Origin of the sequence: Pseudomonas zhanjiangensis (genome assembly GCF_041027545.1) — a bacterium.
Classification (GTDB): domain Bacteria; phylum Pseudomonadota; class Gammaproteobacteria; order Pseudomonadales; family Pseudomonadaceae; genus Aquipseudomonas; species Aquipseudomonas zhanjiangensis.
In genome coordinates, this window is record NZ_JBFTEG010000002.1 from 122,839 (window position 1) to 144,788 (window position 21,950).

Sequence of the window (21,950 nt, forward strand, 5' to 3'; positions counted from 1 at the left end):
CCTGCCTATACGGTCGATACGCGGGAGTTGAGGGGTTGTGCGACCCAGGCTTCGAACGCCTCGGCGGGCAAGGGCCGGCTGATCAGGTAGCCCTGTACCGTATCGCACTGCCAATGCTGCAGCAGACGCAGGCTGCGCTCCAGTTCGACGCCTTCGGCGACCACCTTGAGGCCCAGGCTGTGGCTCATCTCGATGGTGGAGCGGACGATCACCGCGTCCTCGCTGGTGTCGTCCAGTTCGCGAATGAACGACTGGTCGATCTTCAGCTCCTGCACCGGCATGCGCTTGAGCTGGGTCAGCGAGGAATAGCCGGTGCCGAAATCATCCACCGACAGGCCGATGCCGCATTCGCGCAGGCCATGCAGCACCTGCAGGGCGACGGCCGGGTTGAGCATCACCCCGCTTTCGGTGACCTCGAAGACCAGCTGCTCGGCGGCGATGCGGTACTTGCCCAGCAAGCGGCCGACCCGTGCGGGAAGCTCGGGGTCGATCAGGTCCTCGGTGGAGATGTTCAGCGACAGCTGCAACTGCAGGCCGCGCTCGTTCCAGGCCTGCAGCTGGCGCAGGGCCTGCTCGATCACCCAGGCGGTGAGCAACTGGATGCTGCCGGTGCGCTCGGCCAGGGGAATGAACTCTCCCGGCGAGATCATGCCCAGCTGCGGGTGCTGCCAGCGCAACAGGGCCTCGGCCTGGCGCACCTTGCCGGCAGCCAGATCCAGTTTCGGCTGGTAATGCAGCAGCAGTTCGCCGCGTTCCGGCGCCCGGCGCAGGTCGCGGATCAGGCGGATCTGGCGCTGGTGGACGGCGTCACGTCCCTGCTCATAGACCTGCAGGCGGCCGGGCAGGTGCGCGGCGTCCTGCATGGCGATGCTGGCGCGGCGCAACAGCACCTCGGCGCTGTCGCCATCGGCCGGGTAGGCGGCGATACCGATGCGGCAGCCCATCACCACCTCGACGTTGGCGACCTGCAGGGGTTTGAGCAGCGCCTGCTGCATGCGGTCGCCGGCGGCCACCGCGCTGTCGCTGTCGGCGTTCTCCAGCAGCAGCAGCAGCTCATCCGCGGTGATTCGCGCCAGGCTGTCGCCTGGGCGCAGGGTCGCCTGCAGGCGCTGGCTAAGCTGCTGCACGACCTGGTCGGCGCCGGCCGGGCCATAGCTGTCGTTGACCGAGCGCAGGTTGTCGATGCCCAAGTAGAGCAGGGCCACCGGCCGCCCGGCGGCGATGGCCGCGCCGAGGCGCTCGAGGATCAGGGCGCGGTTGGGCAACCCGGTCAGGCCATCGTGCAGGGCATTGTGGGCCAGCTGCCGCTCGCGCTCGGCGATGCCCAGCTGCATGGTCTGGAAGGCCTTGGCCAGGCGCCCCAGCTCGTCGCTGCGCTGCAGCTCCAGCGGCGTCTGGTAGTCGCCCTGGCCGACCCGCTGGGCGGCGTCGGCCAGCTGCCGCACCGGCTGCGAGATGGTCCTGGCCAGCAGCAGGGCGCCGGCCAGCGAGGCCAGCAGGGCCGCCAGGGCGATCAGCAGGATGTTCCGATCCAGCGCGGCGAACGCCTGCTGCGCCTGACTCAGGGACTTGTGCAGCAGGGCGCGCACCGCAAAGTCGTCGCCGCGGGCCAGCACCAGCCCCTGACTGAGGTAGCGCTGCTCGCCCAGCGGCATCACCTCGCCGTCCATGGCGCCGGCAAGGTCGGCCTGATCCAGCCAGGATTGCTCCGGTTGAACCGCCAGGGTGCTGACGCGGATGCTCGCCAGCCCCTGCTGGCTGGCGACCAGGGTGAGATCCAGGTGGGTCAATTCACGCAGTTCGCGGGCAAACGCCTCATCGACCGGGAAGCCCATCACCAGCCGGGCGATGGGCAGGGGCGCATTGACCGGGGTCTGCACCAGCAGGTAGAGGCGGTCGGCCAGGGGCATCAGGAAGATCCCCACGCCGTCTTGCAGGTGACGCATCACCTGCGCATTCACCCGGGCGGCGAGCGCGGCATCGACGCGCGCATCGGTGCTGGCCCGGATGCCGCCATCCAGGCCGAACAGCATGACCAGGCCGGCGCTGATCCGGGCGCCATGGTTGCTCAACGCCGAGCGGATGGTTTGCGCATCGCCGCTGGCCACCGCCTCCTTGAAGCCGAAGTCGGCGGCCAGGACCTGCGCGGCGTCGTGCAGTTGACGACCGCGCACCTCGAGCAGCTGGGCAAACACCCGCGTGCCCACATCCAGCTGTTCACTGGCCTGGCTGCGCACGGCGACGCTGGTGGCGGTCTGCACGGCAAAATAGAGCGCGCCGATCACCACCAGCGACAGCAGCACCAGCACGCTGGCGATGCGGGTCTGGAAGCTGCTAGGGCGCATTGCTCATGGCCTTCTTGAACGCACTGCCAAAGGCGCTTGGCGCCGGCGCGGCCGGTACCGAACTGGCGCCGCCCGGCACCGCCAGGGTGAAGTTCGCTACGCCGCCCTGCTCGTTCAGCATCAGCTCGCTCTCGGCCTGTGGCTGCATGTCGGGCAGCAGCGGGTGCCAGAGGCTCACGCTGTAGCGCCCGGGTGGCAACTGCGCGAATGGCGCCCGCCCCTGCTGGTCACTGACCACAAACCAGGGATCGTCGGTGACATAGACGTAGCCGACCATCCAGTCGTGGATATTACAGCCGAGCACCACGACCCCCGGCGTGTCGAAGCGCACCGGTTCGCTCGGCGTGCCCTGGTACAGGCGCAACTCGAAACGCTTGGCCGGGGAAAACGAATAGACGTGATGGCGAATGTCATCGCTGTTGGGAAAGCTCACCGCACTGCCGGTACGCACCGCCAGCACGTTGGGCACGAACTGCTTGGCCTGTTGATCCATCACCACCATTGGCGGCTCGGCTTCGGCGCCCAAGGGGCCGCGCAGGCTCAGTACGGCATTGGCCAATGGTTGTCCGCCGGCATCGACCAGCCGAGCCTGCAGGCTGGCCGCCGCGGCCAGCGAACTGTAGGCGCAAACGGCCCCAAGCAGCATCGCCTGCAATGAATGCAACAGGGTCCTGGTCCTGCGTCTGTATCGTGCCGGGTGCAAACCCAAACTCCCCCAAGCGGAATTCATGCCGTCCTGGCAACCTGGAATACCAATGCTGAGCAGGTTAGTCGGCCACGCGAAGAAGTTCACGCTTTTCCCCGCCGGCAACCAGCGCGGCGATGACCTGCCTTGGACTATTCGGCGCCACGCAAACGCTTGGGGGTCAGACCGAGGTAGCGGCGCATGGCCGTGGTCAGCGCGCTCTGGCTGGAGAAGCCGCATTCTTCGGCGATGCGGATCAGCGGCAGGCCGCTCTCGCGCAACAGGCGCGAGGCGCGGTCGAGGCGGGTTTTCAGCAAATACTGGTGCGGGGTGAGACCGACGCTGTCTTTGAACTGGGCGTGGAAGTGACTCGGACTGAGGCAGACCACCTGGGCCAGTTCGGCAACGCTGATGCGCCGCGCCAGGTGATCGCCGATATAGGAGTCCAGTCGCTCCAGATTGAGCGGCCCGGTGGCGCGGTTGGGCTGATCGCCGAACAGGCGCAGATGCAGGGCGCGCAGCAACACGCCGCCGAGCGAGCGGGCCAGCATCGGATCGCTGCCATAGCGCTCCAGCTCGGCGCCGGCGTAGCTCAGCAGGTTCTGGAAATCGGCATCCAGCTGCGGATAGCGCGGCGTCTCGAACAGGTGGGTGAGCAGCGCCAGGTCTTCGCTGGAGGTGCCCTGCTCATCGAGGTCGACGATCAACATGCGGTTGTCGCCCACCCCGGCGAACTGGTGATCGGCGTCCCCCGGCACCAGGCAGGCGCGCATGCGGCAGACCTCACCGCCGCAGCCATTGACCTCGAACTCCGCGCGCCCAGTCAGCGACAGCACCAGCTGATGGTGATCATGGGTGTGTTCGTGGGCCTGGTCGTCCAGGCGCAACAGACGGGCTTTGAGCATTGCAGTGGCAACTTCGGCTGGCGGTGCTGGCACTTTAACCAGTTGCAGGGGCGATCGTCATCCCCGCCGACCGGTGGCTGGCCGGTATTTCGCTGGTTCTAGGTGCCCACAGCCGCTAGCACCTGCACCAAAGTGGACAAGCCTGAGCTGTCGCGCACAATGCCGGGGCACCAGCCCGTCCCCCGGCCCAGACGAACGCCGCCAGTACCGGGCTTGCCGGCAACTGGCAGGAGAGTTGCTACAGCCAGCTCAATGGCTGCTTTGTTATTCGCGCCGCAACTGGGACGCTCTGCATGGAACTCAGTATCACCCTGGCCCTGGCACTCGGTCTGCTGCTGCTCGGTCAATGGCTGAACCGCCTCGCCGCCCGTCGCCACAGGGTCGCCCTGAACAAACTGCAGAGCGCCACCCTGCAGCGCAGCCTGGAGCTACTGCAGGCCCTGCAGAAACACCGTGGCCTGGGCGCGCAGAAGGACATCGCCAGCGTCAGCCAGCGCAACGCCCTGGCCCGCCGACTCGACCAGCTCTGGCTGAACTGGCCGGGCGCCAGCCTGCAGGTGGCGCCGCTGCAACGCGACTGGCCGCAGCTGCGGCGCAACCCGGCCGACTTCGAGGCCCACTGCCGGATGATCGAGGCGCTGCTGACGGTCATCGAACAGCTTGCAGAACGCCTGGACCTTCACCGGCTCGAGCTTGCGCCGGCCTGTCGCCACCTCGAGGACCTCGCCCGCCTGCGCGGCCTGGCCATGCGCGCGGCCAACTACCGGCGCTGCCCCGCCGGCCTGGAGCTGCAGATCCGCCTGCTCTGCCAGCGCCTCGCCGAACCCGCTGCCGAAGAGCCGCTGCACGGAATGCTGCGCCAACTCGAGCAGCAGCTGGCTGCCACGGCGCAGACCCGCCTGACCCCGGGCGCCTGCTTCGCCCTGCTCACCCCGCTGATCGACGAGCGCCTGCAGGGTTTGCGTCGCGCCCTGGCCCGCAACCTGATCGCCGCCTGATTGAAAAACCCGGTGGGCCGCCCCATGTAGCACCCATGGAGCAACCACAGGTGCCGCATGAACGATCAACAGGACATCGAAATCGTCGCAGAACAGGCCAACCCCAAGACCCAGGGCCTGGTGCTGCCCAACCAGCAGCTGCCGGACAAGCTGTATGTGATCCCGGTGCACAACCGGCCCTTCTTCCCCGCCCAGGTGCTGCCCGTGGTGGTCAACCAGGATCCCTGGAACGAGACCATCGAGCGTGTGCTCAACACCTCGCACCAGTGCCTGGCGCTGTTCTATATGGACAGCCCGCCGGCCGAAGGCGCCGCCTTCGACCCCGACAGCCTGCCCGAGCATGGCACCGTGGTGCGCGTGCACCATGCCTCGCAGGAAGGCGGCAAGCTGCAGTTCGTCGCCCAGGGCCTGACCCGGGTGCGTATCCGCGGCTGGCTCAGCCGCAAGTCGCCTTACCTGGCGGAAGTCGATTACCCGAAGAGCCCGGCGGACTCGCCCGACGAGGTCAAGGCCTACGCCATGGCGCTGATCAATGCGATCAAGGACCTGCTGCCGCTCAATCCGCTGTACAGCGAGGAACTGAAGAACTACCTGAACCGCTTCAGCCCCAATGACCCCGGGCCCCTGACCGACTTCGCCGCCGCCCTGACCAGCGCGCCCGCCGCCGAGTTGCAGGAAGTGCTGGACTGCGTACCGATGCTCAAGCGCATGGAGAAGGTGCTGCTGCTGTTGCGCAAGGAGGTCGAGGTCGGCCGCCTGCAGAAGGAGCTGTCGGCCGAGGTCAACCGCAAGATCGGCGAGCACCAGCGCGAATTCTTCCTCAAGGAGCAGCTCAAGCTGATTCAGAAGGAGCTGGGCCTGAGCAAGGATGACCGCAGCGCCGACATCGAGCAGTTCCGCCAGCGCCTGGAAGGCAAGGTACTGCCCGAGCAGGCGCGCAAGCGCATCGACGAGGAACTGGGCAAGCTGTCGATCCTTGAGACCGGCTCGCCGGAATACGCCGTGACCCGCAACTACCTGGACTGGGCCACCATCCTGCCCTGGGGCGTGTACGGCAAGGACAAGCTCGACCTCAAGCACGCACGCCAGGTACTCGATGAGCACCACGCCGGGATGGACGACATCAAGCAGCGCATCGTCGAATTCCTCGCCGTTGGCGCCTTCAAGGGCGAGATCGCCGGCAGCATCGTACTGCTGGTCGGCCCGCCCGGCGTGGGCAAGACCAGCATCGGCAAGTCCATCGCCGAGAGCCTGGGTCGGCCGTTCTACCGCTTCAGTGTCGGCGGCATGCGCGATGAGGCCGAGATCAAGGGCCACCGGCGCACCTACATCGGCGCCCTGCCGGGCAAGCTGGTGCAGGCACTGAAGGACGTCGAGGTGATGAACCCGGTGATCATGCTCGACGAGATCGACAAGCTCGGCGCCAGCTTCCAGGGCGACCCGGCCTCGGCGTTGCTGGAGACCCTGGACCCGGAACAGAACGTCGAATTCCTCGACCACTACCTGGACCTGCGTCTGGACCTGTCCAAGGTGCTGTTCGTGTGCACCGCCAACACCCTCGACTCGATCCCCGGGCCGCTGCTCGACCGCATGGAAGTGATCCGCCTGTCCGGCTATATCGCCGAGGAGAAGCTGGCCATCGCCAAGCGCCACCTGTGGCCCAAGCAGCTGGCCAAGGCCGGGGTGGCGAAGAAGAGCCTGTCAATCAGCGACGCCGCGCTCAAGGCCTTGATCGAGGGTTATGCCCGCGAGGCCGGGGTGCGCCAGTTGGAGAAGCAGCTCGGCAAGCTGGTGCGCAAGGCCGTGGTCAAGCTGCTCGAGGCCCCCGACAGCCCCGTGAAGATCGGCCCCAAGGATCTGGAGGGCTACCTGGGCATGCCGCCGTTCAAGACCGAGCAGCTGCTGTCCGGCATCGGCGTGATCACCGGCCTGGCCTGGACCAACATGGGCGGCGCGACCCTGCCGATCGAGGCCACGCGCATCCACACCCTCAACCGCGGCTTTAAGCTCACCGGCCAGCTTGGCGAGGTGATGAAGGAATCGGCCGAGATCGCCTACAGCTACATCAGCTCGCACCTGAAACAGTTCGGCGGCGACCCGAGCTTCTTCGACCAGGCCTTCGTCCACCTCCACGTGCCCGAAGGCGCCACGCCCAAGGACGGCCCCAGCGCCGGCATCAGCATGGCCAGCGCACTGCTCTCGCTGGCGCGCAACCAGGCGCCGAAGAAGGGCGTGGCCATGACCGGCGAGCTGACCCTGACCGGCCAGGTGCTGCCGATCGGCGGCGTGCGCGAGAAGGTGATCGCCGCGCGCCGGCAGAAACTGTTCGAGCTGATCCTGCCGGAAGCCAATCGCGGCTCCTACGAGGAGCTGCCCGACTACCTGCGCGAGGGGCTGACCGTGCACTTCGCCAAGCGCTACAGCGACGTGGCCAAGGTGCTGTTTCGCTGATCAGGTACGCCCGGCGCGCCTGGCTCAGGGCGTGTCCGGGCGAATATCGAAACCGTTCTTGGCCTCGCTGACGATACGCAGGCGCGAGGTCTCGCCCGGCGCCACCTCGACCGCCAGTTCGCGGTTCAGGCGGCCCATGCCGCACAGGGTGTCGTCCTGCTTGTCGACACCGATGCCCACCACCCGCCGACCCGCCGGCACCTGCAAGCGCACCGACTCGCCGATGCCGATGCGCGCCGCGACCTGGCGGTCGACCAGCAGCGCCACGTAGCAGCCGCCGCCGAGCAGGCCGAATTCACGCGCCACCAGGATCTGCCCGCCGCCCTCCACAGGCTGCTGGTAAGCCAGCCAGCGCTCGGCCGGCAGCGTCTTGCCGTGACCGGGCGCGGCCTGGAACGAGGAACAACCGGCCAGCGCCAGCAGCGCTAGAACTGCACACATCAATCGCATGGGGCCCTCCATGGGCGCAGAGAATGCCTGCCGAGTATTGGCGCAGACGCCCGCACACTCAAGGCCGACGCCTCAGCCGGCGATGCGCTCGACCAGGCGTGCCTGCAGCGCCTGCAGCTCGGCCGGGTCGGCCCGGTCCGCGGCGTGGATGCCCAGCCCCTGGCCGGCGAAGCGCGGGATGATGTGCATGTGCAGATGAAACACCGTCTGCCCGGCCGGTGCGCCATTGAACTGCGCGACCTGCACGCCGTCCGGTTTCAGCTCCTCGACCAGCACCCGGGCCAGGCGCTGGGTCACCTGCATCAATTTGGCCAGGCTGTCCGCGTCGATCTCCAGCAGGTTGCGCGCCGCGACTCGCTTGGGGATCACCAGGGTATGGCCGAACGCCTGCGGAAACAGGTCGAGGAAGGCGAGCACCTGGTCATCCTCGTACAGCTTGTAGCAGGGGGCCTCGCCGCGAATGATCTGGGCGAAGATGTTCTGCGGGTCATAGTCGCCGTGCAGGCTCATGGAGTGTTCCTTTTGCGATGGGTCCAAGCGCGCACCATACCGGCTCGCTCCAGAGCAGGGAACCCGGGCTGCGGGCCCATCACCCGGGTCGATGCCCACTAGTGCAACTATCGATTTCCGCGCCAGGCGTGAAAAATGCTCTTATTGCTCCGGGCCAGCCACCGCGCCAGCGTCCGAAGCAGCGACCCGCCCTCGCCAAGCAGAGTGGCACAGCGGCTGCCGGCGCCCGCGGGCCGTCCCCTAACGCCAGGCGGCGCCATCCGGGTGCCCACGCCGGTTATTCACCACCATGATGACAGGACGCGCTATGCCAGACCTCTCCGCCTACCCCATCACCCGCAAATGGCCCGCCAGCCAACCCGAGCGCCTGCAGCTCTACTCGCTGCCCACGCCCAACGGGGTCAAGGTGTCGATCATGCTGGAAGAGACCGGCCTGGCCTACGAGCCGCACCTGGTCAGCTTCGAGCGCAACGAGCAGCTCTCGCCCGAGTTTCTCTCGCTCAACCCGAACAACAAGATCCCCGCCATCCTCGACCCCAACGGCCCGGACGGCGAGCCGCTGGCGCTGTTCGAGTCCGGCGCGATCCTGATCTATCTGGCGGAGAAGACCGGCCAGTTGCTGCCCGAGGATCCAGCCGGGCGCTATGAAACCCTGCAGTGGCTGATGTTCCAGATGGGCGGAATCGGCCCGATGTTCGGCCAGGTCGGCTTCTTCAACAAGTTCGCCGGCAAGGACTACGAAGATAAGCGCCCGCTACAGCGCTACATTGAAGAAGCCAAGCGCCTGCTCGGCGTGCTCGACCGGCGCCTGGACGGCCGCCAGTGGCTCATGGGCGAGGCCTACAGCATCGCCGACATCGCCACCTTCCCCTGGGTGCGCAACCTGATCGGCTTCTACCAGGCCGGCGAGCTGGTCGAGATCGAGCGTTTCCCCCAGGTTAACCGCGTGCTGGACGCCTTCCTCTCGCGCCCGGCGGTGATCCGCGGCCTGGCCATCCCCAAGCGCGACTGATCCGGCCCAGGTGCGCGGAACCGCGGCGGCGGGTATCTTCTGCGCACCCGCCTCAGCCAGGATATCCAGCTGCTCCATGCGCACCCTTCTTTTCCAGGCCGCCCTGCTCTGCAGCGCGGCGCTGTGTTCGGCCACCAGCCAGGCCAGGGTCGAGGTCGAAGCCGCTCAGCACCAGCGCCTCGGCCCGATACTGGCCGCCAAGATTTCCGAGGACATCGCCCCCGGCGACTACGAGGCCCTGCTCAAGGGGCTGCGCGCCCACCCCGGTAAATTCGCCCGCAAGATCGTGCTGCTCGACAGCATCGGCGGCAGCGCCCCGGAAGCCATGCGCATGGGCCGCCTGCTGCGCGAGACCGGTTTCGACGCCCTGGTCCCCGCCCGCGGCGTGTGCCAGGGCAGCTGCATCTACCTGCTGGCCGCCGGCCACAGGAAGACCGTGCACGGCCATGTCGGTCTGCACCGCCCCTACTTCCCCAGCGGCGACTCGGCCCGCGCCCAGGCCGCCCATCACGCCGAGCGCTACAGCCCGGCTGCCTACCTGCGCGCCATGAACCTGCCCACCCGCCTGGCCGACGACATGCAGCGCATCGACCCGTACCACATGCGTGTGCTCAGCACCGAGGAACTGACCCGCTACGGGCTGAACTGACCCCGCGCGGGCAGGCATCGCCCGAAAAGACTTTGACGCCTGCCATGCCGCGTGCTCCGCAGCGCTCGGGAAGCTCGTCCAGCCCTGCCTCCATGGCAGTCGCTACCGGGCCGGATACTCGGCGACCAGCTGGTCCGCCCCTCCGTGGGTCAGGCCAATGACCTGGTAGCCCTGGCCAACCCCGCCGGACTCCATGCCCGGTGAGCCCGCCGGCATACCGGGTACGGCGATGCCGAGCAGCTCATCGCGCTTGATCAGTTCTTTGACCTGAGCGGCCGGCACATGCCCTTCGACAAACTTTCCGTCGATCACCGCGGTGTGGCAGGACGCCAGTCGAGGCGCCACGCCAAGCATTCGCTTCAGCGCTGGCATATCGTCTTGCACATGATCGATGACCTGGAACCCGTTCGCTTGCAGGTGTGAGATCCACTGTTTGCAGCACCCGCAATTGGCATCGCGATGCACATCGATGGTCAGGACCTCGGCCGCCTGGACCGAGCCGACCATGAAGACAGCGGCCAGCAACCCCAGGCGTGCCCCTGTGCCCTTAGCTTTCATGGAGATGCTCCTTGCCATCGGCATGGGTATGGGCTTTCGGTGCGCGTTGCGGTAGCGGCACGGCGTGTTCGCCGCCACTGTCTTGCGAGACAGCGACTTCCCCCGCGTGGTGCTCCGCGCCGCCTGTGGACGAGGCGTGATGAGCCCCTGCTCCGGGCGCGTCGGCATGATGGTCCGCTTCACCCGCTGCAGCGGCATGATGACCCGGCTCGGCGCTGCCATGCTGCCCCTCGTGGTTGTGCATCTGGCTCTCCCCGCCCCCATGCTGGTGACCGCCACTGGAAGCCACCAGCGCCTGGTAGCGCTTGGCGTCCATTTCTGGCAACTGGTCGAGGAAGGCGACCATGCCCCAGATGTACTCGTCGCCCATGCTCTTGCCCCACGCCGGCATGCCTGACGCCTTGATCCCGTGCTTGATCACCCAGAAAGTCGCCGCGGGGCTTTCGTCAACGCCCACCTTGGCCAGGTTGGGGGGCGCCGGATACAGCGCCTGGCTGAGTTCGGTCTGCGCCACACCGGGAGCCAGGTGACAACCGACGCACATGGCGTTGTAGTTGCCCGCGCCGGCGCGGATAAGCGCGGGCTCATCCAGGTTGGGCACCTCGATATCCCTGGCGCGTACTTCGACTGAGCGCTCCCGGACCATGGTCAGGAATGCATGCACGGCCGGCAAGTGGGGATCATCGGCACCAACGTTGACCAGACCAAAATAGGCACCCGTCAATACCGCGGCGCCACCGACGACGCCCGCCGCCGCCAGGGTTGCAAGGGTTCTTTTCATGTCAGCCTCTCAAAACCAGATTCGAATGCCGGCAACAAGGCGGGCCTCGTCGACATCCCCGCCCTCGTCACGCACGATGTCAGCGGTGTTGCCATAGGTACGGTTCCAGGAAACCCCGATATAGGGGGCGAACTGGCGAACGAGCTCGTAGCGCAAGCGCAGACTCAGCTCCGTATTGGCCAGCCCGGAACCGACGCCCCGCTCGGGGTCGTTCTTGCCGTAGAAGTTCACTTCTGCGCTTGGCTGGAGAATGAGTCGATTGGTCAGCAGGATGTCGTATTCGCCCTCGAGGCGCGCGGCGCTCTGTCCGTTTTCTCCGACGAAGGCCGTGGCCTCGACTTCCAGGGCATAGAGCGGCATGCCCTGCACGCCCAAGGCGCCCCAGGTCTGCGCTGGCTCAGGTTGGAAGTCATGGCGAACGCCCGCGACCAGGTCCCACCATGGGCCAATCGAGCGCCCATACAGCAGCTGCAGCTCGGCATCCTCGGTTACGCCCTCGGTCCGCTCACCCTCGGAACGAAACCAAAGCCGGTTGATGTCACCGCCAATCCATCCCGATGCATCCCAGGCCAGGGTGCTGCCCTCATCGGCGTGCTGATACTCGAACTGATCGAGCAGAAAGAAGCCATTGATGCCGCTGTCATGGACCTTATGCCCTGGCAATGGTGGGAAAGCGGCCAGGCGATCGGCATCGGTCAGCACGGGAATCGGCGTGCGGCTGGTGGCTGTCTGCGCCGAGCCATGGTTCATCTGGCTGTGACCCATGGCTTCGTGGTCCATGCCATCCATCTGCCCCTGCACGGCTGCAGGGTTCATCTGGCCGGGCGAGCCATGACCCATCGCGGCGTGATCCTTCGGCTCCGCCGCGGCGCTAGCGGAGCCGATCACTGGGGCCTGGTGCGCCGAATGATCAGTCGCTTCGGCGGCCAGCACAAACCCGCTGGTCAATGCACTCAGGGACGCGGCCAGCGCAATGAGTGGCACACCTGGATGCCTAGCCATCATGGTTCGAACCCGCCTTGGTCTTCTCGTCGCCCTGCCCAGGCATCAGCTGCTGGTGATCCAGGTGCTGATCGTTTGCAGCGTGCCCCTGTAGATGAGCGGACGCCTGCCCAGACTCGGCCGGGCTGTCATTCGAGAACGCCGCAGGCGCTTGCGAGATGGCCAAGACGCCAAGCACCAGGGCGGCGCCGAGCAGAGGTTGAGGTCTATGGGACTGATTCATTGGAAATCTCCTTTACTCATCGACACGCACTTCACGCATCATGCCCGTCTCCATATGCAGCAGCAGGTGGCAGTGGTAGGCCCAGCGGCCCAGGGCATCGGCGGTCACTCGATAGCTGCGCTTGGAGCCTGGCGGCATGTCGATGGTGTGCTTGCGCACCATGAAGTTGCCGTGCTCATCCTCCAGGTCGCTCCACATGCCATGGAGGTGAATGGGGTGAGTCATCATGGTGTCGTTGACCAGGGTGATGCGAACACGCTCGCCATAGGTGAGGCGCAGCGGCTCGGCATCGGAGAACTTGATGCCGTTGAACGACCAGGAAAACTTCTCCATATGGCCGGTGAGGTGCAATTCGATGGTCCGCCCCGGCTCACGGCCATCGGGGTCGATGAAGGTGCTGCGCAGGTCGGAATAGGTCAGCACCCGGCGACCGTTGCCCCGCAGGCCGATGCCCGGATCGTCCAGCTTGGCGGTCGGCATCATGGTCTGCATATCGACCAGCGGGTTATCGGCCTCGGAGGCCGGGTGAGACTGCATCTGGCCGGCGCTACTGCCGTAATCCATTCCGGCCATGGCGCCTTGCATGGAACCGTGGTTCATAGCGGCCATTGTGCTGTGATCCATGCCAGCCATATCGCCCTGCATGCCGGCGTGATCCATGCCGGCCATGCTGCCGTGATCCATTCCCATGTCAGCCATGGCGATCAGCGGACGCGGATCCGGGCTCGGTACCGCGGCACTCAAGCCCTGTTGAACTGCCAGGGTGCCTCGGGCGTATCCGGTGCGGTCCATGGACTGGGCGAAGAGGGTGTAAGCCTGCTCGCTCTGCGGCTCGACGATCACGTCATAGGTTTCCGCCACGGCAATACGGAACTCGTCGATGCTGACCGGCTCGACCGGTTGGCCGTCGGCGGCCACCACGGTCATCTTCAGGCCCGGGATGCGCACGTCGAAATAGGTCATGGCCGATGCGTTGATGAAACGCAGGCGAATCTTTTCCCCGGGCGTGAAGAGGCCGGTCCAGTTGCCATCCGGCGCCTGGCCGTTCATCAGGTAGGTGTAGGTGTGGCCGCTGACGTCGGCGAGATCGGTCGGGCTCATCTTCATCTCGGCCCACATCTTGCGATCGGCCACGGCGGCGGACCAGCCCATTTCGCTCACGTCATCGATGAAGTCACCGACGGTGCGCTTGTGCAAGTTGTAGTAGTCCGACTGCTTCTTCAACTTGGCCAACACCCGAGCTGGTTGCTCGTCGGTCCAGTCGCTCAGCAATACGACGTAGTCACGGTCGTAACCGAAGGGCTCGGGCTCCTTGGCATCGATCACCAGTGCGCCGTACACGCCGACCTGCTCCTGCAGGCCCGAGTGGCTGTGGTACCAGTAGGTGCCGTTCTGATTGATCTTGAACCGGTACTCGTACAGGCCGTCGGGGCTGATGCCGTGAAAGCTGAGACCGGGAACGCCATCCATGTTGGCCGGCAGGATGATGCCGTGCCAGTGAATGGAGGTGTCTTCCCTCAGCTGGTTGCGTACGCGCAAGGTGACGGTGTCGCCCTCCCGCCAGCGCAGAATCGGCCCGGGAAGTGATCCGTTGATGGTCATCGCCGTTCGCGCCAGGCCCGTGATGTTTACCGGCGTCTCGCCGATAAACAGGTCGAAATCGGTACCGCTCAGCACATTGGGCTGGCCTGGGCTGGTCACCGCCCAGACAGGCGTGCGCCACATGCCCAGGCCACCGAGGATGCCGGCGGCCGCCAGGCCCTTGACGAAGGTGCGCCTTGTGGTTTTGCTTTGCATGCGATTGTGTCCAATCAGTCAGGTGAGCCTGGGCTATTCACCCAGGCTCGGGTTCTTTGGCAGCTTCGATTGCGGGGCCTGCCTCCCCATCAGGCCTTGCTCGCTGTCGGCCGCGCCCTCTTGCCCAGTCAGCGCGCCGTACGAAACTGCCATACCTCGCCCCATAGAGCGATTACATTTCTGTAAGCTTGAGTGCCTCAGCAGTTGCCATGCTCGACCGGCCGGACGCTGCTTTCGGCGACGGGCGCCTCCGCTTTCTGTTGCTTGGCCACTGGGTAAACCCGCATGGCGGCCTGCTGGGCTTGTTCCATACGGGCAAAGGTACGCTCGCCACCACCTTCTGCCATCGCCAGGGAGGAGGCACTCAGCGCAGTAGCGACTAACAGGGCATTGATCGATTTCATCACAGCAATCCTCGTAAGTTCGGTATCCCCCATTTGCACCCGGGGGCTGAGCTTCAGGCTCGATAGCACCTTAACCAAGGCACCCTGTCAGCAAGCTGAACCGAAGATTACGCCTGCGTCAGCTGGCGCAGCCGAAGGCGCACAGGTCAGCTCTGAACGCGGTCGTGCTGACCGCCGCAGCGCACCAGACACCAAGGCAGAAGAGCGTTGTACCACCGCCGGTCGCTAAGCTGCCCGCGACTCGAAGCCCAGTGCCCGAACCATCTCGCACAGGGCCCGGGCACCGAGATCGCTGTCGACCAACACCTTGCCCGCCGCTCGCTCGACCTCTACCCGCGCGTCAGGATCCTTCGCCTGGATGGCCCCCGTGATCTTGCGCACACAGCTGGCGCAGCCGATCCCATTTACGTAGAGAACGTCCATAAAATCCCCCCCTTGTGTCGAGCGGTCGGAAGTGCCGCACCGCCAGCATCGACCTTGACCCGAGGGCAAGGTCAAGCCCCTCCGTGGGCAAGATGAAAGTGCCGTGCGAAATGGACATGCTGCACATCCTCGAAATCTGGCCATCCGCTTGCTAGCCGGGCACGCGCCAGGCCCTGACGCCTCAGGGTCGGTCGGATAGGACAAGCGCGGGGCCGACGCTCGGCCCGCGGCGGCCTGCAGGCCAGGGCGAAGCTCGCTGGGGCAGACTCAATCGATTCGGACCTGGCGCAAGCGCAGGGCGTTGAACACCACCGAGGCCGAGCTGACACTCATCGCCAGGGCGGCAATCATCGGCGACAGCAGGTGCCCGGTCAGCGGATACAGCAGGCCCGCGGCCAGGGGAATGCCCATGGCGTTGTAGAGAAAGGCAAAGGCCAGGTTCTGCCGCATGTTCCTCACGGTGGCCACCGACAGGCTCCGCGCACGCAGGATACCCATCAGGTCGCCTTTGACCAGCGTCACCTGGGCGCTGCTCATCGCCACGTCGGTTCCCGTGCCCATTGCAATCCCGACGTCGGCCCTGGCCAGAGCGGGCGCATCATTGATGCCATCTCCGGCCATGGCAGTTCGGCGGCCATCAGCCTGCAGCTCGGCCACCAGTTGTTCCTTGTCCTGCGGCTTGACCTCGCCATGGACTTCCTCGATCCCCAACTCGCTGGCAACGGCCTTCGCCGTAGTCAGGCCGTCGCCGGTGGCCATGATGACCCGCACGCCCTCCCGTTGCAGGTTGGCGACGGCCAGCCTGGAGGTCGGTTTGATCGGGTCGGAGACGGCCAGCAGGCCGGCCAGGCGCCCATCCACCGCCAGGTAGACGATGCTGATGCCTTGCAGGCGAAGCTGTTCGGCGCGGGCGCGCAGGGGGGCTATATCGACGCCCGCATCCTCCAGCAGTGCCGTATTGCCCAGCTGCAACTGATGACCATCGACTCGTCCGCGAACACCGATGCCCGAGCCGGACTCGAAGGTCTCCGGCTTCGCCAGCGGCAGATCCTGGCTGCGCGCGTGCTCGACGATGGCATGCCCCAGAGGGTGCTCGCTGCCCTGGTCAAGGCTTGCAGCCAAGCGCAGCACCTCGCCTGGATCAAAGGCTCCGGTAGCCTCGGCGCTGTGAAAGACCGGTCGTCCTTCGGTCAGCGTGCCGGTCTTGTCGACGATCAGCGTGTCGATCTTGCGCAGGTTCTCGATGGCGCCGGCATCGCGGAACAGCACGCCACTGGCGGCGGCCTTGCCGGTCGACACCATCACCGACATGGGCGTCGCCAAGCCCAGGGCGCAGGGACAGGCGATGATCAGCACCGACACGGCATTGATCAGGCCGAATACCCAGCCGGACTGCGGGCCGAAAAGACCCCAGCCGAAGAAGGTGGCGATCGCCACCAGCACCACCGTGACCACGAAATACCCGGCCACCGCGTCAGCCATGCGCTGCATCGGTACCTTGGAGCGCTGGGCCCTGGCCACCATCTGCACGATCTGCGACAGCATGGTGTCGGCGCCGACTTTCTGCGCCTCCATTACCAGGCTGCCGTGGGTGTTCATGGTCGCCCCGATCAGGGCATCGCCGCTACGCTTGGTGACGGGCACCGGCTCCCCGGTGAGCATCGATTCGTCGACAGCGCTCTCGCCCTCCAGCACCGTGCCGTCCACGGGGACCTTCTCACCCGGGCGGACCCGCAGATGGTCGCCGCGATGAACGTGACCGAGTGGAATATCCTCCTCCTCACCATCGGCCTTGATGCGCCGCGCAGTCGCGGGCGCCAGGCCCAGCAGCGCCTTGATCGCGGCAGAGGTCTGCGAGCGGGCCTTGAGTTCCAGCATCTGCCCCAGCAGCGTGAGCGAGATGATCACCGCAGCGGCTTCGTAGTACACCCCGATACGGCCATCCTGGAAAAAAGCAGCCGGGAACCACTGGGGCACCAGGGTAGCGGCCAGGCTGTACAGATAGGCCGCCGAGGTGCCCAGGCCGATCAGTGTCCACATGTTCGGGCTGCCGCGACGGATCGAGTCTATGCCTCGGACGAAGAACACCCGTCCCCCCCAGAGAGTGACCGGTGTGGCAAGCGCCAACTCGACCCAGTTCTGGGTCGTGCCATGGAACAGCTGCACCGAGTGCCCTGCCATGGCGAGGGTGGTCACGATGAGGGTCAACGGGAGTGTCCACCAGAAGCGCCGCGAGAAGTCCTTCAGTTCCGGATTTTCCTGCTCCTCCAGTTCGGGGATGACCGGCTCCAGCGCCATGCCGCAGATCGGGCAGTTTCCCGGTCCTGGCTGGCGAACCTGAGGGTGCATTGGGCAGGTGTATTCAGCCGCCGCCTCTGTCGCAGGAACTTCCTGCTGCTCATGGCGCCCCTGCGGCGGATGGGTGAATTGCTGGGGGGATAGTCGGAAACTCTCCAGGCACTTCGAACTGCAGAAACGATAGGTCTGCCCGTCATGGCGCTCGTGGAAAGGGCTGTCAGACTCGACCTGCATGCCACACACCGGATCGAACCGATCGCCGGCGTCACCTTGGGAATGATGGGCAGTCTCTTGGCCGTGGTTGCAGGAAGGGCTATGCATGCGCTCTATTTCCGGTATTCGCCTGTGGCAACATCGCTACCGCTGGAGTGACCCATGCGCATGACCTCGACTCGACGCATACCACTTGATCCATGGCTTCAGCATAGGCGGCTCTACCCGGCCAAGGTTGACGCCGATCAACCAGAGATCGGCGCCGGGTCATTCGAACGACCTTTCCCGACTGGTGGTGCGTGAAGCATCGGCAAACGCCGAAACAGCAGCATCGGATATCGTCCAAACCAGCTGCAGCGATGGACAGGAACCGCGGCGCCAGGTCTTGCGCCGGCCAGGGGCACATGCCGAAGGCAGGCTTTCACCCTAGGCAGCGGTGCCTGACAGTGACCTGAAGCCTGGATTACATTCTTGTAAGCTTGCGCCAGATGATGCCTTGCCACTGCACACTCGGCCCGCCCGAATATGGAACCCTGCGCATGAAACTACTGGTCGCCGAAGACGAACCGAAAACCGGTGCATACCTGCAACAAGGACTCAGCGAAGCGGGATTCAATGTCGACCGGGCGAACACCGGCAGCGAAGCGCTGCAATACGCGCTCGCCGAGACCTATGACCTTCTGATCCTCGACGTGATGATGCCGGGCCTGGACGGTTGGGAGGTGCTGCGCGGGGTTCGAGCGGCTGGCAGAGCGGTTCCGGTATTGTTCCTGACCGCCCGCGACGGCGTGGAGGATCGCGTAAAGGGCCTTGAGTTGGGTGCAGACGACTACCTGATCAAGCCGTTCGCTTTCTCCGAACTCCTGGCGCGGGTCAGAACGCTTTTGCGCAGGGCCAGTGGCGCGCCGTCGCAAACGTCGATGAAGATTGCCGATCTCGAAGTCGACCTGTTGAAGCGCCGCGCCATTCGAAGCGGAAAACGCATCGACCTGACGGCAAAAGAGTTTTTGCTACTGGAGCTGTTGATGCGCCGGCGCGGCGAAGTGCTGCCAAAATCCCTTATCGCCTCCCAGGTATGGGACATGAACTTCGACAGCGACACCAACGTCATTGAAGTCGCGGTACGCCGCCTGCGCGCGAAGATCGACGACGACTTCGAGCCCAAGTTGATCCATACCGCACGTGGCATGGGCTACATGCTGGATACGTCGGAGTGAACAACGGCCGACTTTCGCTGACGGCACGCATGAGCCTGATGTTCATGTCCGCGGTCATTGCCGTGCTCGCCGTGGCAGGCTTGAGCTTCAACATGCTGAGCCAGCACCACTTCAAAAAACTGGACAGGCAGGCCCTGACCGAGAAGCTCGAATCGACCAGAAACATCCTCGACAAGCAACGCAGCGGTTCCCGTCTTCACGATGAGCTGCCACAACTTAGCGCGCTGCTGGGCGCCCACCAGGATCTGACGGCCATCATCCTGAGCGCCGATGGCACAGTGATCTTCTCGGATACCAAGACGGTCGATGTTCCCGATCGTTTCAGGCGCGCCGGCGAGCAGGAAATGTGGGAGTGGAACGACGGCGAGCACCTATACCGCGGCATGACCGGGCGGTTCCTGGTTCCCGGACAAGCGCAGCCGCTGACGGTTGTGCTGGCGCTCGATGCAACCAGCCACGCCCATTTCGTCGAAACCCTGCAGCGCTGGTTCTGGATCGGCTTGATCATCAGCGCCATGGTCAGTGCCGCACTGGGCTGGGTGGTGGCTCGAAGCGGCCTGCGCCCCCTGCGGCAGGTCACCCGTGTAGCCGCCTCGATGTCCGCCCGATCGCTGCAGGAGCGCATCCCTCTGCAACCTGTTCCGCTGGAGCTGCAGCAGCTGGTTGCATCGCTCAACGCAATGCTCGCCCGCCTGGAAGACGCCTTCAGCCGGCTGTCCAACTTCTCGGCCGACATCGCCCATGAATTGCGGACCCCGCTCAGCAACCTCATGACCCACACCGAAGTGGTGCTGACCAGGAAACGCGATCTCGCCGCCTACGAGGACAACCTCTATTCCAACCTGGAAGAACTCAAGCGCATGTCGCGCATGATCGATGACATGCTGTTCCTGGCCAAATCGGACAACGGCCTGATTACCCCCGAGAGGGCCGAGGTAGAGCTTGCCGATATGGTCGCCAAGCTGTTCGAGTATTACCAGCTGCTGGCCGATGAGCGCGGCATCGGTCTTTCGGCGTCGGGATCAGGCAGCGTTGTTGGCGACCGGCTGATGCTCGAACGGGCCGTCTCCAACCTGCTGTCCAATGCGCTCCGGCATACCCGGCCCGGCGGGACGATCGCGGTAGCGATTGGCCAGACCGAGGCGGCAGTGACCCTCAGTGTCGAAAACCCGGGTGACACGATCGACGCCGATCAGCTGGACAAGCTGTTCCACCGCTTCTATCGAGTCGATCCTGCCCGCCGCGAGGGCAACCCGAGCAATGCGGGTCTCGGACTGGCCATCACCCGATCCATCGTTGAGGCCCACAGAGGCCGGATCTGGTGTACGTCCAGCGATGGTCTCACCGGCTTTCACCTGGAGCTTCCTTGACAGCCGGCAGGAGCGGCCACTAGGGTGGCCCCATGAACCCGATCACGCTCGACACCACCACGACCACCACGACCGCTTATGGCGGGTCGTGTGGTCGAGCGCTGGGCTGAAATCAGCGAACCGACACCAAGGCCCCGCCAGCGATGGACGGGGCCTTTTCGTTTCTCCGTCCCGGCTGGCCCATCAAGGAGAGACACCATGCCTAAACCCGCCGCCAAGCGCCCTGCCCTGTTGATCGTCGATATGCAGGTCGGCCTGTTCCACGGGCCGCAGGCGCCCTACCAGGGGCAGCGCATCCTGACCAATATCAACCGGCTGATCGGCAAGGCGCGCAGCGCCGGCGCCCCGGTTTTCTTCGCCCGGCACAGCGGCCCGGCAGGCTCGCCGATCGAGCCGGGCAGCCCCTTCTGGCAGCTGCTACCGGAACTGGCGGTGGATACGGCGAGCGACGTAGTGTTCGACAAGACCCGGCCCAGCTGCTTCTTCGCCACGGACCTGGGCGAACGGCTCGCCACGCTTGGCGTCGATCGACTGGTCATCGCCGGCATGAAGACCCAGTACTGCATCGACACCACCTGCCGCGCGGCCGCGGAACTGGGCCTGCAGCCGCTGCTGGTGGCCGACGCGCACAGCTGCATGGACACGCCCGTGGCATCGGCCCAGACGATCATCGAGCACCACAACCTGACCCTGGGCGGCGCCTTCGTGCAGCTGCAAGACACCGATGAGCTGGCGTTTGCCTGCGCCCTGGCGACGCCCTAGGGCAAGGCCGTGGGCTGCATGAGGCGCCGTGCGGCATCAGCCGCCGATGGCGGCCGTTGAGCTGGTTGCACCCTGTCGCGCGGCGGCGCAACCGAAGGTCAGAACCTCGCCATCGGCCGGGATGAACAGGCGGTGGTCGAGGTTTGCCGCGCGGGCGGCCGCCGCCAACGCCATGCGCGTCACCGGGCAGTGGCTGATGGCCTCCAGGTGATTGGCGACCACCTGACCGGTCGCGCCCCGGGTGAAGGCCAGGGTCTCCTCGAGCCCCATGATGATGTCGCCGCCCAGATCGAAGCGGGCGCCACCGGACGGCACCACGCAGACATCGGGCCGATGCCGCGCCACGAAAGCGCGCACCGCCGGGGTCAGGATGGTGTCGCCACTCAGGTAGAGGCTGGGCTCACCGGGCACCTCGATCAGATAGCCGACCCCGTGCTCCATCAGCCGGCCAACCAGGCCGCGGCCGTGGGTGCAGCGCAGGGTACGGATCTGCCCACCGAGAAACGGGCTGGGCCTTTCGTGATCGCTCGGCAGTGGCTCGACCCTGAGCCCGCGTCGTGCCAGGTAGCCGGCGTCCTCGGGGGTGCAGATGACCGGAATCTGCCGCTCGCGCAGCCACTTCTTGCCCGCCCGATCCAGGTGGTCGAAGTGGCCCTTCTGGCAGTGGGTGATCAGGCAGTGGGTCACCGCCTCGAGCGCGGTCGCCGCGCCGTCCGGCAGGTCGACGCAGGGATTGCGCTGCCGGGCGCCGAACACGCGCAGCGGCGGCAGCGCGTGCTTGGGCGCCAGCATGGGATCGACGAGGATCCGCTTGCCGGCCAGTTCGACGATCAGGGTTGCATTGCGCAGTTGCTGGATTTTCATGCTGGGCCTCCGTGACAGGTGGCCATTGTCGCG

General features: G+C 65.7%; 21 protein-coding genes. 7 read left to right on the forward strand and 14 right to left on the reverse strand.

Annotated elements, in window-relative coordinates; genetic code table 11:
* Positions 1-5 precede the first annotated feature (5 nt).
* The 3 genes from AB5S05_RS03095 to AB5S05_RS03105 form a co-directional block, all read right to left on the reverse strand.
* Complete coding sequence (locus tag AB5S05_RS03095; RefSeq protein ID WP_369285971.1) at positions 6-2,345, reverse strand: putative bifunctional diguanylate cyclase/phosphodiesterase; 2,340 nt, start codon at positions 2,343-2,345, stop codon at positions 6-8.
* Positions 2,335-2,991, reverse strand: a complete 657-nt coding sequence (locus tag AB5S05_RS03100) for a methylamine utilization protein (RefSeq protein ID WP_369286338.1) — start codon at positions 2,989-2,991, stop codon at positions 2,335-2,337. Before AB5S05_RS03100 ends, AB5S05_RS03095 begins: the two co-directional genes overlap by 11 nt.
* A 191-nt stretch (positions 2,992-3,182) precedes the next feature.
* Positions 3,183-3,935, reverse strand: coding sequence for a helix-turn-helix transcriptional regulator (locus AB5S05_RS03105; protein WP_369285972.1), 753 nt, complete (start codon positions 3,933-3,935; stop codon positions 3,183-3,185).
* 293 nt (positions 3,936-4,228) lie between these two features.
* On the opposite strand from AB5S05_RS03105, the gene AB5S05_RS03110 reads away from it, so the two are divergent.
* Positions 4,229-4,933 carry a hypothetical protein gene (locus AB5S05_RS03110; RefSeq protein ID WP_369285973.1) on the forward strand — a complete coding sequence of 235 codons (705 nt, stop codon included), beginning with the start codon at positions 4,229-4,231 and terminating at the stop codon, positions 4,931-4,933.
* 57 nt (positions 4,934-4,990) lie between these two features.
* A complete protein-coding gene (lon, locus tag AB5S05_RS03115; RefSeq protein WP_369285974.1) occupies positions 4,991-7,384 on the forward strand; it encodes an endopeptidase La in 2,394 nt (797 codons plus the stop codon).
* A gap of 24 nt (positions 7,385-7,408) precedes the next feature.
* Here lon and AB5S05_RS03120 read toward each other — a convergent pair whose 3' ends face one another.
* Both AB5S05_RS03120 and AB5S05_RS03125 read right to left on the reverse strand, forming a co-directional pair.
* Positions 7,409-7,834, reverse strand: a complete 426-nt coding sequence (locus tag AB5S05_RS03120; protein ID WP_369285975.1) for a 3-isopropylmalate dehydratase — start codon at positions 7,832-7,834, stop codon at positions 7,409-7,411.
* Positions 7,835-7,906: 72 nt separating this feature from the next.
* Positions 7,907-8,344 (reverse strand): HIT family protein, encoded by a 438-nt coding sequence (locus tag AB5S05_RS03125; RefSeq protein ID WP_369285976.1) that lies wholly within the window; start codon positions 8,342-8,344, stop codon positions 7,907-7,909.
* 307 nt (positions 8,345-8,651) lie between these two features.
* Between AB5S05_RS03125 and AB5S05_RS03130 the strand changes: the two genes are divergently transcribed.
* Together AB5S05_RS03130 and AB5S05_RS03135 are read left to right on the forward strand one after the other, a co-directional pair.
* Positions 8,652-9,356 (forward strand): glutathione S-transferase N-terminal domain-containing protein, encoded by a 705-nt coding sequence (locus tag AB5S05_RS03130; RefSeq protein WP_369285977.1) that lies wholly within the window; start codon positions 8,652-8,654, stop codon positions 9,354-9,356.
* 76 nt (positions 9,357-9,432) lie between these two features.
* Positions 9,433-10,005 (forward strand): COG3904 family protein, encoded by a 573-nt coding sequence (locus AB5S05_RS03135; protein WP_369285978.1) that lies wholly within the window; start codon positions 9,433-9,435, stop codon positions 10,003-10,005.
* Between the two features lie 102 nt (positions 10,006-10,107).
* Here AB5S05_RS03135 and AB5S05_RS03140 read toward each other — a convergent pair whose 3' ends face one another.
* From AB5S05_RS03140 to AB5S05_RS03175, 8 genes are all read right to left on the reverse strand, one after another.
* Positions 10,108-10,563, reverse strand: coding sequence for a DUF411 domain-containing protein (locus AB5S05_RS03140; RefSeq protein WP_369285979.1), 456 nt, complete (start codon positions 10,561-10,563; stop codon positions 10,108-10,110).
* The gene (locus tag AB5S05_RS03145) at positions 10,553-11,344 is read right to left on the reverse strand and encodes a c-type cytochrome (protein WP_369285980.1); all 792 of its coding nucleotides are present in this window, start codon (positions 11,342-11,344) and stop codon (positions 10,553-10,555) included. The genes AB5S05_RS03140 and AB5S05_RS03145 overlap by 11 nt, the downstream gene beginning before the upstream one ends.
* Positions 11,345-11,353: 9 nt before the next feature.
* Positions 11,354-12,349 carry a copper resistance protein B gene (locus tag AB5S05_RS03150; protein WP_369285981.1) on the reverse strand — a complete coding sequence of 332 codons (996 nt, stop codon included), beginning with the start codon at positions 12,347-12,349 and terminating at the stop codon, positions 11,354-11,356.
* The gene (locus tag AB5S05_RS03155) at positions 12,339-12,569 is read right to left on the reverse strand and encodes a hypothetical protein (RefSeq protein ID WP_369285982.1); all 231 of its coding nucleotides are present in this window, start codon (positions 12,567-12,569) and stop codon (positions 12,339-12,341) included. Before AB5S05_RS03155 ends, AB5S05_RS03150 begins: the two co-directional genes overlap by 11 nt.
* Before the next feature lie 12 nt (positions 12,570-12,581).
* Positions 12,582-14,366 carry a copper resistance system multicopper oxidase gene (locus tag AB5S05_RS03160; RefSeq protein WP_369285983.1) on the reverse strand — a complete coding sequence of 595 codons (1,785 nt, stop codon included), beginning with the start codon at positions 14,364-14,366 and terminating at the stop codon, positions 12,582-12,584.
* Between the two features lie 197 nt (positions 14,367-14,563).
* On the reverse strand, positions 14,564-14,770 hold the full coding sequence (locus tag AB5S05_RS03165; protein WP_369285984.1) for a co-regulatory protein PtrA N-terminal domain-containing protein: 207 nt from the start codon (positions 14,768-14,770) through the stop codon (positions 14,564-14,566).
* A gap of 225 nt (positions 14,771-14,995) precedes the next feature.
* Entirely contained in the window at positions 14,996-15,193 is a 198-nt protein-coding gene (locus tag AB5S05_RS03170; RefSeq protein WP_369285986.1) for a heavy-metal-associated domain-containing protein, read from the reverse strand.
* Positions 15,194-15,460: 267 nt separating this feature from the next.
* On the reverse strand, positions 15,461-17,812 hold the full coding sequence (locus AB5S05_RS03175; protein WP_369285987.1) for a heavy metal translocating P-type ATPase: 2,352 nt from the start codon (positions 17,810-17,812) through the stop codon (positions 15,461-15,463).
* Between the two features lie 431 nt (positions 17,813-18,243).
* Here AB5S05_RS03175 and AB5S05_RS03180 point away from each other — a divergent pair, with 431 nt between their 5' ends.
* The 3 genes from AB5S05_RS03180 to AB5S05_RS03190 all read left to right on the forward strand — a co-directional run bounded on the left by AB5S05_RS03180 (position 18,244) and on the right by AB5S05_RS03190 (position 21,053).
* Positions 18,244-18,921: a heavy metal response regulator transcription factor gene (locus tag AB5S05_RS03180; protein WP_369285988.1), complete on the forward strand. Its 678-nt coding sequence runs from the start codon at positions 18,244-18,246 to the stop codon at positions 18,919-18,921.
* Complete coding sequence (locus tag AB5S05_RS03185; protein ID WP_369285989.1) at positions 18,918-20,291, forward strand: heavy metal sensor histidine kinase; 1,374 nt, start codon at positions 18,918-18,920, stop codon at positions 20,289-20,291. Before AB5S05_RS03180 ends, AB5S05_RS03185 begins: the two co-directional genes overlap by 4 nt.
* 198 nt (positions 20,292-20,489) lie before the next feature.
* On the forward strand, positions 20,490-21,053 hold the full coding sequence (locus AB5S05_RS03190) for a cysteine hydrolase family protein (protein ID WP_369285990.1): 564 nt from the start codon (positions 20,490-20,492) through the stop codon (positions 21,051-21,053).
* 36 nt (positions 21,054-21,089) lie between these two features.
* Here AB5S05_RS03190 and AB5S05_RS03195 read toward each other — a convergent pair whose 3' ends face one another.
* Positions 21,090-21,917, reverse strand: coding sequence for an MBL fold metallo-hydrolase (locus tag AB5S05_RS03195; RefSeq protein WP_369285992.1), 828 nt, complete (start codon positions 21,915-21,917; stop codon positions 21,090-21,092).
* Positions 21,918-21,950 lie beyond the last annotated feature (33 nt).